This window comes from Brevundimonas sp. ABV4_179 (assembly GCF_056311945.1).
Window position 1 is genome coordinate 3,122,472 of record NZ_CM149976.1, and the last position, 12,038, is coordinate 3,134,509.

The 12,038-nt window shown below is 67.2% G+C and carries 13 protein-coding genes; 1 reads left to right on the top strand and 12 read right to left on the bottom strand.

Translation table 11 applies throughout. The features are described from left to right. Positions 1-123: 123 nt before the first annotated feature. The 10 genes from flhA to ACYX4P_RS15420 form a co-directional block, all read right to left on the bottom strand. Positions 124-2,223: a flagellar biosynthesis protein FlhA gene (gene flhA, locus ACYX4P_RS15375; RefSeq protein WP_248119135.1), complete on the bottom strand. Its 2,100-nt coding sequence runs from the start codon at positions 2,221-2,223 to the stop codon at positions 124-126. A 10-nt stretch (positions 2,224-2,233) separates the two neighbouring features. Beyond that, positions 2,234-3,130, bottom strand: a complete 897-nt coding sequence (bla, locus tag ACYX4P_RS15380; RefSeq protein ID WP_248118750.1) for a class A beta-lactamase — start codon at positions 3,128-3,130, stop codon at positions 2,234-2,236. Positions 3,131-3,133: 3 nt separating this feature from the next. Next, a complete protein-coding gene (flbD, locus tag ACYX4P_RS15385) occupies positions 3,134-4,546 on the bottom strand; it encodes a sigma-54-dependent transcriptional regulator FlbD (RefSeq protein WP_248118749.1) in 1,413 nt (470 codons plus the stop codon). Positions 4,547-4,586: 40 nt separating this feature from the next. Beyond that, positions 4,587-4,919 carry a flagellar motor switch protein FliN gene (gene fliN / locus ACYX4P_RS15390; RefSeq protein ID WP_248118748.1) on the bottom strand — a complete coding sequence of 111 codons (333 nt, stop codon included), beginning with the start codon at positions 4,917-4,919 and terminating at the stop codon, positions 4,587-4,589. Beyond that, the gene (locus tag ACYX4P_RS15395; protein ID WP_248118747.1) at positions 4,919-5,581 is read right to left on the bottom strand and encodes a FliH/SctL family protein; all 663 of its coding nucleotides are present in this window, start codon (positions 5,579-5,581) and stop codon (positions 4,919-4,921) included. Before ACYX4P_RS15395 ends, fliN begins: the two co-directional genes overlap by 1 nt. 1 nt (position 5,582) lies before the next feature. Continuing rightward, the gene (gene fliG, locus ACYX4P_RS15400; RefSeq protein WP_248118746.1) at positions 5,583-6,617 is read right to left on the bottom strand and encodes a flagellar motor switch protein FliG; all 1,035 of its coding nucleotides are present in this window, start codon (positions 6,615-6,617) and stop codon (positions 5,583-5,585) included. Continuing rightward, a complete protein-coding gene (gene fliF, locus ACYX4P_RS15405; RefSeq protein ID WP_248119134.1) occupies positions 6,617-8,251 on the bottom strand; it encodes a flagellar basal-body MS-ring/collar protein FliF in 1,635 nt (544 codons plus the stop codon). The genes fliG and fliF overlap by 1 nt, the downstream gene beginning before the upstream one ends. A gap of 77 nt (positions 8,252-8,328) precedes the next feature. Then, complete coding sequence (locus ACYX4P_RS15410) at positions 8,329-9,387, bottom strand: alpha/beta fold hydrolase (protein ID WP_248118745.1); 1,059 nt, start codon at positions 9,385-9,387, stop codon at positions 8,329-8,331. Then, positions 9,384-10,010, bottom strand: a complete 627-nt coding sequence (locus tag ACYX4P_RS15415; protein ID WP_248118744.1) for a uracil-DNA glycosylase family protein — start codon at positions 10,008-10,010, stop codon at positions 9,384-9,386. The genes ACYX4P_RS15410 and ACYX4P_RS15415 overlap by 4 nt, the downstream gene beginning before the upstream one ends. Continuing rightward, positions 10,000-10,305 (bottom strand): DUF3253 domain-containing protein, encoded by a 306-nt coding sequence (locus ACYX4P_RS15420; protein WP_248118743.1) that lies wholly within the window; start codon positions 10,303-10,305, stop codon positions 10,000-10,002. Before ACYX4P_RS15420 ends, ACYX4P_RS15415 begins: the two co-directional genes overlap by 11 nt. A gap of 47 nt (positions 10,306-10,352) precedes the next feature. On the opposite strand from ACYX4P_RS15420, the gene ACYX4P_RS15425 reads away from it, so the two are divergent. Next, positions 10,353-10,787, top strand: a complete 435-nt coding sequence (locus ACYX4P_RS15425) for a PaaI family thioesterase (protein WP_087119729.1) — start codon at positions 10,353-10,355, stop codon at positions 10,785-10,787. Here the strand turns inward: ACYX4P_RS15425 and ACYX4P_RS15430 are convergent. Together ACYX4P_RS15430 and ACYX4P_RS15435 are read right to left on the bottom strand one after the other, a co-directional pair. After that, complete coding sequence (locus ACYX4P_RS15430; protein WP_248118742.1) at positions 10,771-11,409, bottom strand: YoaK family protein; 639 nt, start codon at positions 11,407-11,409, stop codon at positions 10,771-10,773. The genes ACYX4P_RS15425 and ACYX4P_RS15430 overlap by 17 nt on opposite strands. 7 nt (positions 11,410-11,416) lie before the next feature. Further along, positions 11,417-12,037: a glutathione S-transferase family protein gene (locus tag ACYX4P_RS15435; RefSeq protein ID WP_248118741.1), complete on the bottom strand. Its 621-nt coding sequence runs from the start codon at positions 12,035-12,037 to the stop codon at positions 11,417-11,419. Between the last annotated feature and the right edge of the window lies 1 nt (position 12,038).

Genomic DNA, 12,038 nt, shown 5'->3' on the forward strand with positions numbered 1-12,038 from the left:
GCGTGCGCGCGAAGTCTCTGAATCGTAAAAGGCTGCGTCGCGAAGTGGGGATCATAGCGCAGCTTTAGACCCGCAGGCGCTCGCGTCAAACGCCAATCTGGAGGCGCCGCCGAAGACGTCGGATCACACCTGCCCCAGTGTACGCAACCGCGCCTTGGGGTGGATTTCGTTCTGGCTCATGACCACCGTCTGGCCCCGGAACCGTTCGATGATGGAGCGGACATAGGGGCGGGTCATGGGGCCGGTCAGCAGGACCGGGTTCTCGCCCGTCATGGCGATGCGCTCGAACGTATCGCGCACGGCGCGGATGAAGTCCTGCAGGCGCGACGGGGCCATGGCCAGTTGCTTGTCCTCGCCATTGCCGATCAGGCTTTCGGCGAAGGCGGCCTCCCACTCCGGCGACAGGGTGACGATGGGCAGCGCGCCCTCCCCGTCCTTGTTCTGCCAGCACAGCTGGCGACCCAGGCGCGCGCGGACGTGTTCGACCAGAGTGGTGACGGACGCGCTGTGCGGCGCGGCCTCGGCCAGACCTTCCAGAATTGCAGGCAGGTCGCGGATCGACACCTTCTCGCGCAGCAGGGCCTGAAGCACGCGCTGCAGCGTGGTCACGGTGACGACGCTGGGGACCAGTTCCTCGACCAGCTTCTTCTCTTCGGCCCCCAGGTCCTTCAGCAGCTTCTGCACCTCGGCGTAGGACAGCAGATCCGCCATGTTCTCCTTGAGAATTTCAGTCAGGTGGGTGGTCAGCACGGTCGAGGGATCGACCAGCGTATAGCCCCGGAAAGTCGCCTCTTCACGCAGCCCTTCCTCGATCCAGGTGGCGGGCAGGCCGAAGGCGGGCTCGCGCATGTGTTCCCCCGGCAGCTCCACCTGACGCCCCGACGGGTCCATCGCCATCAGATGGCCCAGCCGAACCTCGCCCGCCCCGCTCTCCATCTCCTTGATGCGGATGGCGTAGCCCTGGGTCGGCAGGCGCATATTGTCCAGGATGCGGACCTGCGGGATGACGAAGCCGTATTCCTGGGCCAGCGACCGGCGCAGGGCCCGGATCTGATCGGTCAGCCGGCGGCCTTCCAGATCGTTGATCAGGCTGAGCAGCGAATAGCCCAGCTCGATCTTGACCTCGTCGATGGTCAGGATGTTGGCGATCGGCTCCTCGACATCCTCCTTGGGCTTGGCGGCGGCCTCGGCGGCGGCGCGTTCGGCCTCGGTCGGCTGAGGCTTCAGCCGGTTGCGACCCAGCTTCCAGGCCATGAAGCCCGAACCGATGGCCAGGGCGGCGAAGGGGATCAGCGGCATGCCGGGGATCAGGCCGATCAGGCCGGCCGCCCCAGACACTACGCCCAGCGATACCGGGTTGGTGGCCAGTTGCGTCACCAGGGCCTTGTCGGCCGTGCCCTCCACGCCCGCCTTGGACACCAGGAAACCGGCGGCGATGGAGATGATGATGGCCGGCACCTGCGTCACCAAGCCGTCGCCGATGGTCAGCTGGACATAGGTGTTGGCCGCGTCCGGCAGGGCCATCTTGTGCTGCAGCGTGCCGATCAGGATTCCGCCGATCACATTGATGAAGGTTATGATCAGACCGGCGACCGCATCGCCGCGCACGAACTTTGAGGCGCCGTCCATGGCCCCGAAGAAGGTGGATTCCTGTTCCAGCTCCTTGCGGCGGATCTTGGCCTGGTCCTCGGTGATCAAGCCCGAAGACAGATCGGCGTCGATGGCCATCTGCTTGCCCGGCATGGAGTCCAGGGTGAAGCGGGCGGACACTTCCGCGATCCGCGTCGAACCCTTGGTGATGACCACGAAGTTCACCACCAGGATGATGGCGAAGATAATCACCCCGATGATGAAGTTGCCGCCCATCATCAGCTGCCCGAAGGCGTTGATGACCTGACCGGCGGCGTCATGCCCCTCCTGGCCGTGGGTCAGGATCAGACGTGTGGACGCCAGGTTCAGCCCCAGACGGAACAGGGTTGAAACCAGCAGCACCGTCGGAAAGATGGCGAAGTCCAGCGGCCGCTTCATCATCACGGCCGTCATCAGGATCAGCACGGACGAGACCAGCGAGATCGCCAGCAGCAGGTCCAGCAGCATCTTCGGGACCGGCAGGATCAGCAGCATGATCACGCCGATCACGCCGACCGCCATCAGCACTTCGCCGCGGTTGACCCAGCCCAAGACATCGCGCCCGGTGGGGCGCGCCATCCCGTCCTTCATCATCACGGGCGTATCAGTCACGGCCCAACGCCTTGAAGGCGCGACGGGTCGCCTCGGCGATCACGGCGTCGCGTTGATCGTCGCTCGCCTGCGTCGCCCCGGTGAAATAGGTGGCCAGGATCACCGGCGCGCCAGACAGGGGGAAGGCTACACCGATATCGTTGGCGGTTCCATTCGCGCCCGTGCCGGTCTTGTGGGCGACGGTCCAGCCCTGCGGCGCGCCAGCCTTGATGCGGTTCGGGCCGGTCGGCGAGGCCGTCATCCAGCCCTGGATCATCTGATCGTGGGTCGGGATCAGCCGGTCGCCAAAGGCCAACTCGCGAATATTGGCGATGCTCTGATCCGGCAGGCAGGTGTCGCGCGGGTCGTCAGGCAGGGCGGTGTTCAGGTCCGGCTCCAGGCGCGAGATCAGGGTTGTGGTGTCGCCGAACGTGGGCCACCACGAACGCCATACTGCGATTCCACCCATTTCACGGATCAGGATATTGGCGGCCGGATTGTCGCTGACCTCCACGGCGGCCTGAATCAGCTCGCGGATGGTCAGGGTGCGGCCGATGGCCTTTTCGGTCACGGGGGCATGGGGGATCATGTCGGTGCGAACGATAGGCACGGCGCGGTCCAGCTGCTCCTCGTCGCGCTGCACCCGTTCCAGAATAGCGACAGCCAGAAAGGCCTTGAAGGTCGAGCAGAAGGGGAACCGCTCCTGCCCGCGCCAGGACACGCGGCGCTGGCTGCCCACGTCGAGCGCCGCGACGCCCAGCCGACCGCCGTGGCGCGCTTCCAGATCGGCCAGCAGAAACTCCGGCTGGTCGTCCTCGGCCTGAGGCTTCTCGCGCTTCGGATAGCAGCCGACGAGCGTCATCGCGCCCACGCCGCCGATCAACGTCCTGCGATCGAAACCCCGGCCCATCCGTCAGGCCGCATAGCCCGAGGCGGAAATCCCGCTCTGAGGCGCCGGGATGGCCGCGCCCTCGTCGGCGTATTCGTTCAGCTTGTTGCGCAGGGTGCGGATGGATATCCCCAGGATGTTGGCCGCATGGGTGCGGTTGCCCAGACAGTGGGTCAGGGTGTCCAGGATCAGGGTCTTCTCCATCGCCGCCACCGTCTGTCCGACGAAGCTGCGGGTCACCGCGTCGGCGGCCTGGGCCGCGCGGGCGGCCACCCCGCCCAGCGGCGCCTCATAGGCCTGGCCCGCCGTCATGGCGGCGCCCATGCCGCCCAAGGGCTGACCGTCCGGCAGGCGGATGGCGTCAACGTCGATCTCGGGCCCGACCGCCAGCAGCACCGCCCGGTGCATGGCGTTTTCCAGTTCGCGAACGTTGCCAGGCCAGCGATGGGCGACGATGGCCTGTCGCGCGGCGGCCGACATGGGGCGCACCGGAACGCCGTTGGCGGCGGCGTATTTCTTGATGAAGTGATCGGCCAGCACGCCGATGTCGCCGGGCCGTTCGCGCAGGGACGGCAGGCGCAGGTTCACCACGTTCAGCCGATAGAGCAGGTCTTCGCGGAACACGCCCTCCGCCACGGCCTTGGACAGGTCGCGGTTCGAGGTGGCGATGATGCGGATGTTGACGGAGACGGGCTTGGAGCCGCCGACACGGTCGATGACCCGCTCCTGGATGGCGCGCAGCAGCTTGGCCTGCAGCCGGGCGTCCATCTCCGAGATTTCGTCCAGCAGCAGGGTGCCGCCGTCGGCCTCTTCGAACTTGCCGATCCGGCGCGCGACGGCGCCGGTGAAGGCGCCCTTCTCATGGCCGAACAGTTCGGATTCCAGCAGATTGTCGGGGATGGCGGCGCAGTTGACGCTGATGAAGGGGCGTTCCGATCGGCGCGAATGCTCGTGCAGATACCGCGCCATCACCTCCTTGCCGACGCCGCTTTCGCCGGTGATCAGGATGGAGGCTTCCGAGCGGGCGACCTGATCGGCCAGTTGAAGCACCGCCTTCATCGACGGATCGGCCGAGATCATCGGCTTTTCGTCGTCGGCGACGGCCGACAGGACGGCGGCGATCAGTTCGGCGTCGGGCGGAAGCGGAATGAACTCCTTGGCCCCGGCCTTGATGGCGGCGGCGGCCTCACGCGCGTCGGCGTCGACGCCAAAGGCCACCACCGGAATGGTGATCCGCTCCGCTTCGTTGGCGGCGATCAGGGCGGCGATGTCGAGCTGATAATCGACCATGAGCAGGTCGGCGCCCTGCCCGCGCCGCAACTGTTCGGTCGCCTGATCGGCGCGCTCGACGTGATTGACCTTGGCGCCGTGCGCCATGGCCATCTTGACCGCCGAAGCCAGCTGGCCGCTCAGTCTGCCTACCACCAGAAGACGCATCGTTCTTCTCCTCTAATTCCTGTTTCGAGCGCGTCGCCGATCAGGCGCCGCTGTCCTCGCTCTTGATGATTTCCGTCATGGTCACGCCCAGCCGGTCATCGACAACGACGACCTCGCCGCGCGCGATCAGGCGATTGTTGACGAAGATGTCGATGGCCTCGCCGACCTTGCGGTCCAGCTCCAGCACCGACCCCTTGTTCAGCTTCAGCAACTGGGCCACCGACATGTGCGACTTGCCCAGCACCGCCGAGATGTTGACTGGCACGTCGAAGACGGTGGCCAGATCGGCGGCCGTCTTTTCGCCCGCATCTTCCACCGGCGGCAGATCGGACAGGGCGGAGAATTCCTCAAGGGCCAGGTCGTCGGACGCCATCAGAACATACTCCGGTCGACGGAAAGGGTTTCGGCGTGTCCGGCCTCGGCCGCCAGAGCGGCGGTCAGGGCCTCGGCGACGCGCTGGGCGGACATTTGCGGATCATGGTCGGCGCGACCGTCCGCCCATTCCAGCTGGAAGGCGGCGGCGTGCAAGCCCGGCTCTTCACGGAAGGCGACAGCCCCGGTGAAGCCGCTGTCGGCGCAGGCCTGTTCGATCAGGCCACGCGACGTCTCGTCCAGCCCCGAGGCGCGGACCACCAGACGGGGCGAGGCGTCGATCTCCTGCGCCAGCATTTCCAGCGCGGCCTTCAACGGCGCCTGGGGAAAGCGATCCAGCGCCGCGCCGGCGATGGCGCGGGCGGCGGCCAGGGCCAGGTCGGCCGACTGTTCGCGATGCGCCTGGGCCGCAGCCCGCAGGGTCGGCACGGCCGACGCGGCCGCCTGGGCGATGTTGGTCAGGGCCATGGCGCGGATGTTCTCGATCTCGTTCAACGCCTGCTGGCGGGCCTCCAGCCGCGCCTGCGCCACCAGGGCGTCCACCTCGGCGGGCAGATAGGCGCGCTTGGTCGGCGTCCAGGCGCTGGGGCGCACGACGGCGCCGTCTGCGTCGAACTCGGTGTCGAAGACGAAGGGGCGCCGATCTTGGGCGGAGGCGTTCATGTCAGTAGATCAACTCGTCGTCGGCGCCCTGACCGGCCAGCATGATGTCGCCCTTGGCGGCCAGGTCCTTGGCGACCTGGACCATGGCCATCTGTGCGGTGTCCACGTCCTTCAAACGCACGGGGCCCATGGACTCCATATCCTCGCGCATGATCTTGGAGGCGCGCTCGGACATGTTGGAGAAGAACATCTCGCGCAGCCCTTCGGACGCCCCTTTCAGCGCTAGACCCAGCGAATCCTTGTCCACACTGCGCAACAGGGTCTGCACCCCGCCGGGATCCAGCTTGGACAGGTCCTCGAACACGAACATCAGGGCGCGGATGCGTTCGGCGGATTCGCGGTTTCGTTCCTCGAGCGCGCCGATGAAGCGCGCCTCGGTCTGACGGTCGAAGCTGTTGAAGATGTCGGCCATCATCTCATGGCTGTCGCGCTTGGATGTGCGCGCCAGGTTGGACATGAACTCGGTGCGCAGGGTGGCCTCGATCTTGTCCAGGATTTCCCGCTGCACCGGCTCCATGCGCAGCATCCGCTGCACGCATTCCAGGGCGAAGTCCTCGGGCAGGCTGGTCAGGACGCGGGCGGCGTGATCGGTGCGAACCTTTGACAGAATCACCGCCACGGTCTGCGGGTATTCGTTCTTCAGATAGTTGGCGAGCACCGCCTCGTTCACATTGCCCAGCTTGTCCCACATGGTGCGACCGGCCGGACCCCGGATTTCCTCCATCAGCCCATCGACGCGCTCCTTTGGCAGGAAGGCGCTGAGCAGTCGCTGCGTCTGCTCATAGCTGCCCATCACAGAACCGGAGCCGGACAGACCCGACACGAACTCGATCAACAGCGCCTCGACCGCTTCGGCCGTGACATTGCCCAGGGTCGCCATGGCCTGGGAGATTTCCTTGACCTCGTCGTCGTCCAGCCGCTCCCAAAGGGCGGTGTGCTCCTCGCCAAGGGCCAGCAGGATGACAGCCGCCTTTTCGGGGCCCGACAGCTTGTTGGCGTCTTCGATCGAGGCCTTCTTGTTGACCAGCTTCGCCATCAGCCTTCCGCCACCCAGGACCGCAGGATGCCGGCCGCGTCGTCAGGATGCGACTGGACGAAGTCGGCGACCTTCTTGACCGAGGAGGCCTTCACCTGGCCTTCGATGCGGGCGATGTCGATCTTCTGCTCCATCTCGCTGGGCGACGGCAGCTGGACCAGTTGCGGCTGACCGTCCGGGCCGATCACCGTCGTCGTCACCGCCGTCACCGGCACGCCAGCCGGGGACGCCACCGCCGGCAGGTTCGTTCCGCCCGCCGCCGTCTTCAGCAGCGGCCGCAGGACGAAGAAGATCAGCAGGACGCCGGTGATCAGCAGGACCAGCAGTTCGACGCCCCGCATGATGTCGTCCTTGGAGAAGTCGAACATCGAGGAGGCGCCCTCCAGACCGCCGGCGATGCCGGTGTCGTGGTTGAAGCGGACGTTGATCACCTCGATCTTATCGCCCCGGCTTTCGTCGATGCCGGCGGCGGCGGCGACCAGGGACTTGATCTGGTTGATCTCCTCGGCCGAGCGCGGGGCGTAGGTCGCCTCGCCCTTGCCGTCCTTGGCGGGCGTCCACTTGCCGTCCACGGCGACGGCGACAGCCAGCTTCCTGACCTCGCCCGGCTCCTTGGTCGTGGTCGTGGTGGTGTTGGAGATTTCGTAGTTTGTAGTCTCGGCGTTCTGGGCGTTGGTCGAACCGGCCGGGGTCGTGGCGGGCGCGGCGCCGCCAGGGATGTTGTTGGTCGCCGTCACCCCGCCGTCCGGCTGGCCCGTCGTGTCGCTGGACTGGGAGCCGTTGGTGGTGGTCGAACGCACCACCTGACCGTCGGGATCGAATTTCTGCTCCTGGGTGGTCGAGCGGCTGTGGTCGATGTCGGCTGTCACCTGGACGCGGGCGGCGCCGACGCCGACGACGCCTTCCACGATGTCCTTGATGCGGGACTGAAGCTGGGCCTCCGTATTGCCCTTAGCCTCTTCGGCCGAGGCGGAGGTGAAGCCGTCTTCGCCGCCCGCCGCCAGAGTGCGGTTGTTCTGATCGGCGACGGTTACGCGGTCGGGCTTCAGGTTCGGCACCGAAGAGGCCACCAGGTTGCGGATCGCCCGCACCTGATCGCCGCTCAGATCACGCCCGCCCACGCCCACCAGAACGGCGGCGGTCGGCTCTCCGGCGGCGGAGGTGAACATTTCGCGGCGCGGCAGGGTGATGTGGACGCGGGCGGCGGTGATGCCGCGCATCGACATGATGGTGCGCGACAGTTCACCCTGCAGGGCGCGCTGTTCGTTCAGCTGCTGCTGGAACTCGGTCTGGCCCAGGACCGACTGGTTGTCGAACAGCTCGTAACCGACCGAGCCCGACGTCACCAATCCCTTGCCGGCGACCAGCATCCGCGCCGTGCCCACCTCGTCGCGGTTGACCATGATGGTCGAGCCGTCGCCCTTGGACGAATATTTGATGTTGGCCTGGTCCAGGGCGGCCGTGATTTCGCCGGCCTCGCGCAAATCCAGGTTGGAATAGAGCAGAGCGTCGGGCGCCTGGCCCATGCGCAGCATGACGGCGACCAGCACGGCGGTCACGCCGGCGGCGACGCCGAGGACCGCCGCCAGACGGCCGATCCCGAACTTCTGCAACGCCGCCGTAAAGCCGCCCACGCGATCCCGCCCCAAACTCACGGGAGATGCCTACGCCCCGCTAGGCAGAAAATGCCGCCTGGATGGTAAACGTCGCGTTAAGAGTGGCGGCCGGGCCGGCTGGACTGCGCCTCCAACTGGGGCAGAACCGCAGGCGCGCCGGACGGAAGCGGCCCCTTGGGATCGCGCAGCCAGGCGACCACGTCCCGATAGACGATCTCCGCATCCAGATCGCGATCCAGCAGATGCCAGCTGTGGGGATACCAGGCGGTCTGCAACGTCCCGCCTTCCGACTGGGCGCGCCGCAGGGCCGCGCGCATTTGGTTGCGTTTCACCACCTCGTCGTTGGCGCCGTACATCAGGAGGGCGTCGCCGCGAATGCGGCCCAGGTTCTGCGCCGAGGTCTCCATCAGATCGACCAGGCCGTAGATGGTGTCGAACCGCGTCGCCAGTATGCTGCGGGGATCGCGGCCGTTTCGCACCAGCTCCAGCGTGTTGGACGAGGCGTGTATGCCGCGCGTGATGAAGGACGGCGGCTCCAGCGCCACGTCGCCCAGCGCCCGCGCCGCCAGGATGATCGCCGCGCTGTTGAACGGCCCCTGCGACGACCAGCCCCAGACGCCGGGCGACAGCAGCACGACCCGGTCCGCATCCGGCGGATTGTCGGAGGCGAAGGCGGCCGCCGCGACCGAGCCGCCCATGCTCTCGCCCACCACGGCGATGACGGCGTTGGGATAGCGGGCGCGCGCCATGGCCACCGCCTCGCGCACGTCATCGGTCATGCGCTGCTGACCGGCCCAGACGCCGCGTCCCGGCGCGCCGCCGAAGCCGCGCTGGTCGAAGGCCCAGGTCTCGATCCCCTGCTCGGCCCACCACGGCCCGGCCAGGCGGAAGCTGGCCCCATGATCGTTCATGCCGTGCAGGGCGACGATCACCGCCCAGGGCTTCCTATCCTTAGGCCCCCATTGCAGAAGCGGAAGGCTGGCGCCGTCCGACATGACCAGGGCCTTGTCCTCGACATGCGGCCCGACAAACCCGGGTGGCGGGGTCAAGGGCGGCTGGATATGAGGCGTGGCGCAGGCCGACAGCGCCAGGACGGCGGCCAGCGGGATCAGCGTGCACGCCTTCGCCGCCGTTCGTTTCAGGCCCTGTTTCATCGAACACCCTGTTGCGCGCTGTCGACGCGACCAGCGAAAGCCAGAATTCCCCGCACTCGTTCCCGCAGATAGGGAACGACCTCGGCCTCGAACCACGGGTTCTTCCTCAGCCAGGCCGTATTACGCCACGACGGATGCGGCAGGACCAGAAGGTCCGGCGCATAGTCGCGCCAAGCGCGCACCGTCTCGGTCATGTTGCGCCCGGCCCGCTGGCCCAACGCCCAGGCCTGCGCATAGCCCCCGACCAGCAGGGTCAGCTCCATGCGCGGCAAGGCGTCAATCAGTTGCGGCCGCCACAGGTCGGCGCACCGCGTCGGCGGGGGATAGTCGCCGCCCTTCGGCGCCGTTCCGGGATAGCAGAAGGCCTGCGCCGCCACGCCGATCCGGCGGTCGGCGTAGAAGGTCTCGTAATCCACGCCCATCCAGTCGCGCAGCCGGTCGCCGGACGGATCGGTGAACGGCAGGCCGCTTTCATGCACCCGCCGTCCCGGCGCCTGGCCGCAGATCAGCAACCGCGTCTCGGGAAACACCCGCACCACCGGGCGCGGCGTGTGCGGCAGCACGCCGGCGCAGGCGCGACAGGCGCGAATGTCGGTAAGGATCTCTTCGAGATCAGTCGTCATCGTCCTGATCGACGACGGGCGGACGGCGGCTCAGCGCCAGGGCGGCCTCTTCTGGCGTGGCCTGACGCAGGCGCGTGACTCCCTTGAAATCGTCGGGATCGACGGCCTTGCCCTTCTTGGTGATGGTCAGCTTGCCCTGACGCATCAGGCCAAGAGCGGCGGCCCGCACCTTGGGCAGCATCCGCTGCCACTGTTCGGGCTGTAGCGTCTTGGCCACTTCGGCGGGCTCGATGCTCTTGCCCGGCTCAAGGGAGGCGATTTTATTCAGGATTGCGGTTTCGATCGGATCGCTCATTGCGCCTATATGCTGCACCGCACGCCCAGAAGTAAGGCCGAGTCTGCATGCCGAAGAAAATCACAATCACCGAGGGCGAGTTCGCCGGGTGGCAGACCTATGATCTGCACGACACCTTCGACACCGTGGTCGGCCCCTTCTATGGCCGGCCGGACCCCGACGGACACATGCGCTGCGCCTTCCGCGCCGAGCAGAAGCACATGAACGCGGGCGGGCGGATGCACGGCGGTTGCCTGATGACCTTCGCCGACATCGCCATGTTCCAGATCGCCTATCAGGAGATGGAGGGCGCCTCCGGCGTCACGGTGCAACTGGACTCGACCTTCATTGACGGCGGCTATGTCGGCGAACTGATCGAGGCGACGGGCCAGGTGACCAAGGCGGGCAAGAGCCTGATCTTCGTGCGGGGCCAGATCAACACGGGCGAGCGGCTGCTGATGACTTTCTCGGGCGTGATCCGAAAATTCACGCCGCGCGGCTGAACCGGGCCGCGACGGCCAGGGCGAAGGCGAAGGCCGCCGCCGGCCACAGCGCGGCCAGCCCCAACCGCCCGAACGTCAGGGCGCCCACGACCGCCCCGCCCGTCAGCCCGCCCCACAGGCCCAGATAGGGTGCGAAGGCCCAGCGCTCGCCGCCCGTCATGGCGGCGGCCAGACTCTGGCCCAGCTTGACCAGGGTTCCGGTCATATAGGTCAGGCTGACGGCCGCCTCGCCGTTTCGCAGGAAGACCGAGTTCTCGGCCGCCATCGCCATGACCATCAGGCCAATGGCGACAGGCTTGTACCCCATTCCAGCCGCCAGAGCCGCCAGCGTCAGCAGCACGCCCTCGAACGCCAGAACGCGGCTGCGCGATCGCTTCTCCTGTCCCCGCGCGATCAGGGCGCCGCAGAACGACCCCATGACGAACAGGATCAGAATGCCGGCCAGACCGCCCGCCGCCGCCCATCGCCCCTCAGCCAGGCTGGCCGCCAGGCGCGTGGAGTTGCCGCTCATGAAGGAGACGAACACCCCACCCAACTGCAGAAAGCCCAGGCTGTCGACGTATCCGGCCAGCACCGCCAGCGACAGGGCCAGCGCCTGATGCGACGGGGCCAAGGCGCGCATGATCGGCTCAGACGCCAGCCTTGGCCGCCGGGCGCGCCCGGCAGGTCTCCAGCCAGCGCGCCAGATGCGCGAACTCAGCCGGCGGGCTGTATTTGACCAGTCGCGCGAAATCCAGACCCACCACGCCCACGATGTCGGCGATGGTGAAACGGTCCAGCGCCAGGAAGGTGCGCGTCGCCAGATGGTCGTCCAGCGTCTTCATGAATCGCTCGGCGGACAGGCGGTTGTATTCTGCGATCTGGGGGGTCTGCGTCGCCTCGAGGGCCGCCAGAGCCGGATGGGTGTGGCGCACGTTCAGCATGATCGGCGTGGCCAGATAGAATTCGCACCGCCGCGTCCACATCTCGACCTCGGCCTGTTCCAGCGGATCGCGCCCGAACAGATTCGGCTCAGGGTGCAGCGCCTCCAGATAGCGGCAGATGGCGATGGATTCCGACAGGATCGTCCCGTCGTCCAACTCCAGCGCCGGCAGATGAGGCACGCCGACGCGGTCGCGGAAGGCTGGCTTCTTGTGCTCGCCCGCCATGATGTCGATCTCGACCATCTCGACGTCGGCGACGCCCTTCTCGGCCATCACCCAACGGACCCGGCGCGGGTTGGGCGCGCGATTGGAGGTGTACAGTTTCATT

Excerpts from the sequence above, each read along its gene's own strand:
- flhA (WP_248119135.1), bottom strand. The coding sequence starts at position 2,223 with ATGATGAAGGACGGGATGGCGCGCCCCACCGGGCGCGATGTCTTGGGC.
- bla (WP_248118750.1), bottom strand. The coding sequence starts at position 3,130 with ATGGGCCGGGGTTTCGATCGCAGGACGTTGATCGGCGGCGTGGGCGCG.
- flbD (WP_248118749.1), bottom strand. The coding sequence starts at position 4,546 with ATGCGTCTTCTGGTGGTAGGCAGACTGAGCGGCCAGCTGGCTTCGGCG.
- fliN (WP_248118748.1), bottom strand. The coding sequence starts at position 4,919 with ATGGCGTCCGACGACCTGGCCCTTGAGGAATTCTCCGCCCTGTCCGAT.
- ACYX4P_RS15395 (WP_248118747.1), bottom strand. The coding sequence starts at position 5,581 with ATGAACGCCTCCGCCCAAGATCGGCGCCCCTTCGTCTTCGACACCGAG.
- fliG (WP_248118746.1), bottom strand. The coding sequence starts at position 6,617 with ATGGCGAAGCTGGTCAACAAGAAGGCCTCGATCGAAGACGCCAACAAG.
- ACYX4P_RS15410 (WP_248118745.1), bottom strand. The coding sequence starts at position 9,387 with ATGAAACAGGGCCTGAAACGAACGGCGGCGAAGGCGTGCACGCTGATC.
- ACYX4P_RS15415 (WP_248118744.1), bottom strand. The coding sequence starts at position 10,010 with ATGACGACTGATCTCGAAGAGATCCTTACCGACATTCGCGCCTGTCGC.
- ACYX4P_RS15420 (WP_248118743.1), bottom strand. The coding sequence starts at position 10,305 with ATGAGCGATCCGATCGAAACCGCAATCCTGAATAAAATCGCCTCCCTT.
- ACYX4P_RS15425 (WP_087119729.1), top strand. The coding sequence starts at position 10,353 with ATGCCGAAGAAAATCACAATCACCGAGGGCGAGTTCGCCGGGTGGCAG.
- ACYX4P_RS15430 (WP_248118742.1), bottom strand. The coding sequence starts at position 11,409 with ATGCGCGCCTTGGCCCCGTCGCATCAGGCGCTGGCCCTGTCGCTGGCG.
- ACYX4P_RS15435 (WP_248118741.1), bottom strand. The coding sequence starts at position 12,037 with ATGAAACTGTACACCTCCAATCGCGCGCCCAACCCGCGCCGGGTCCGT.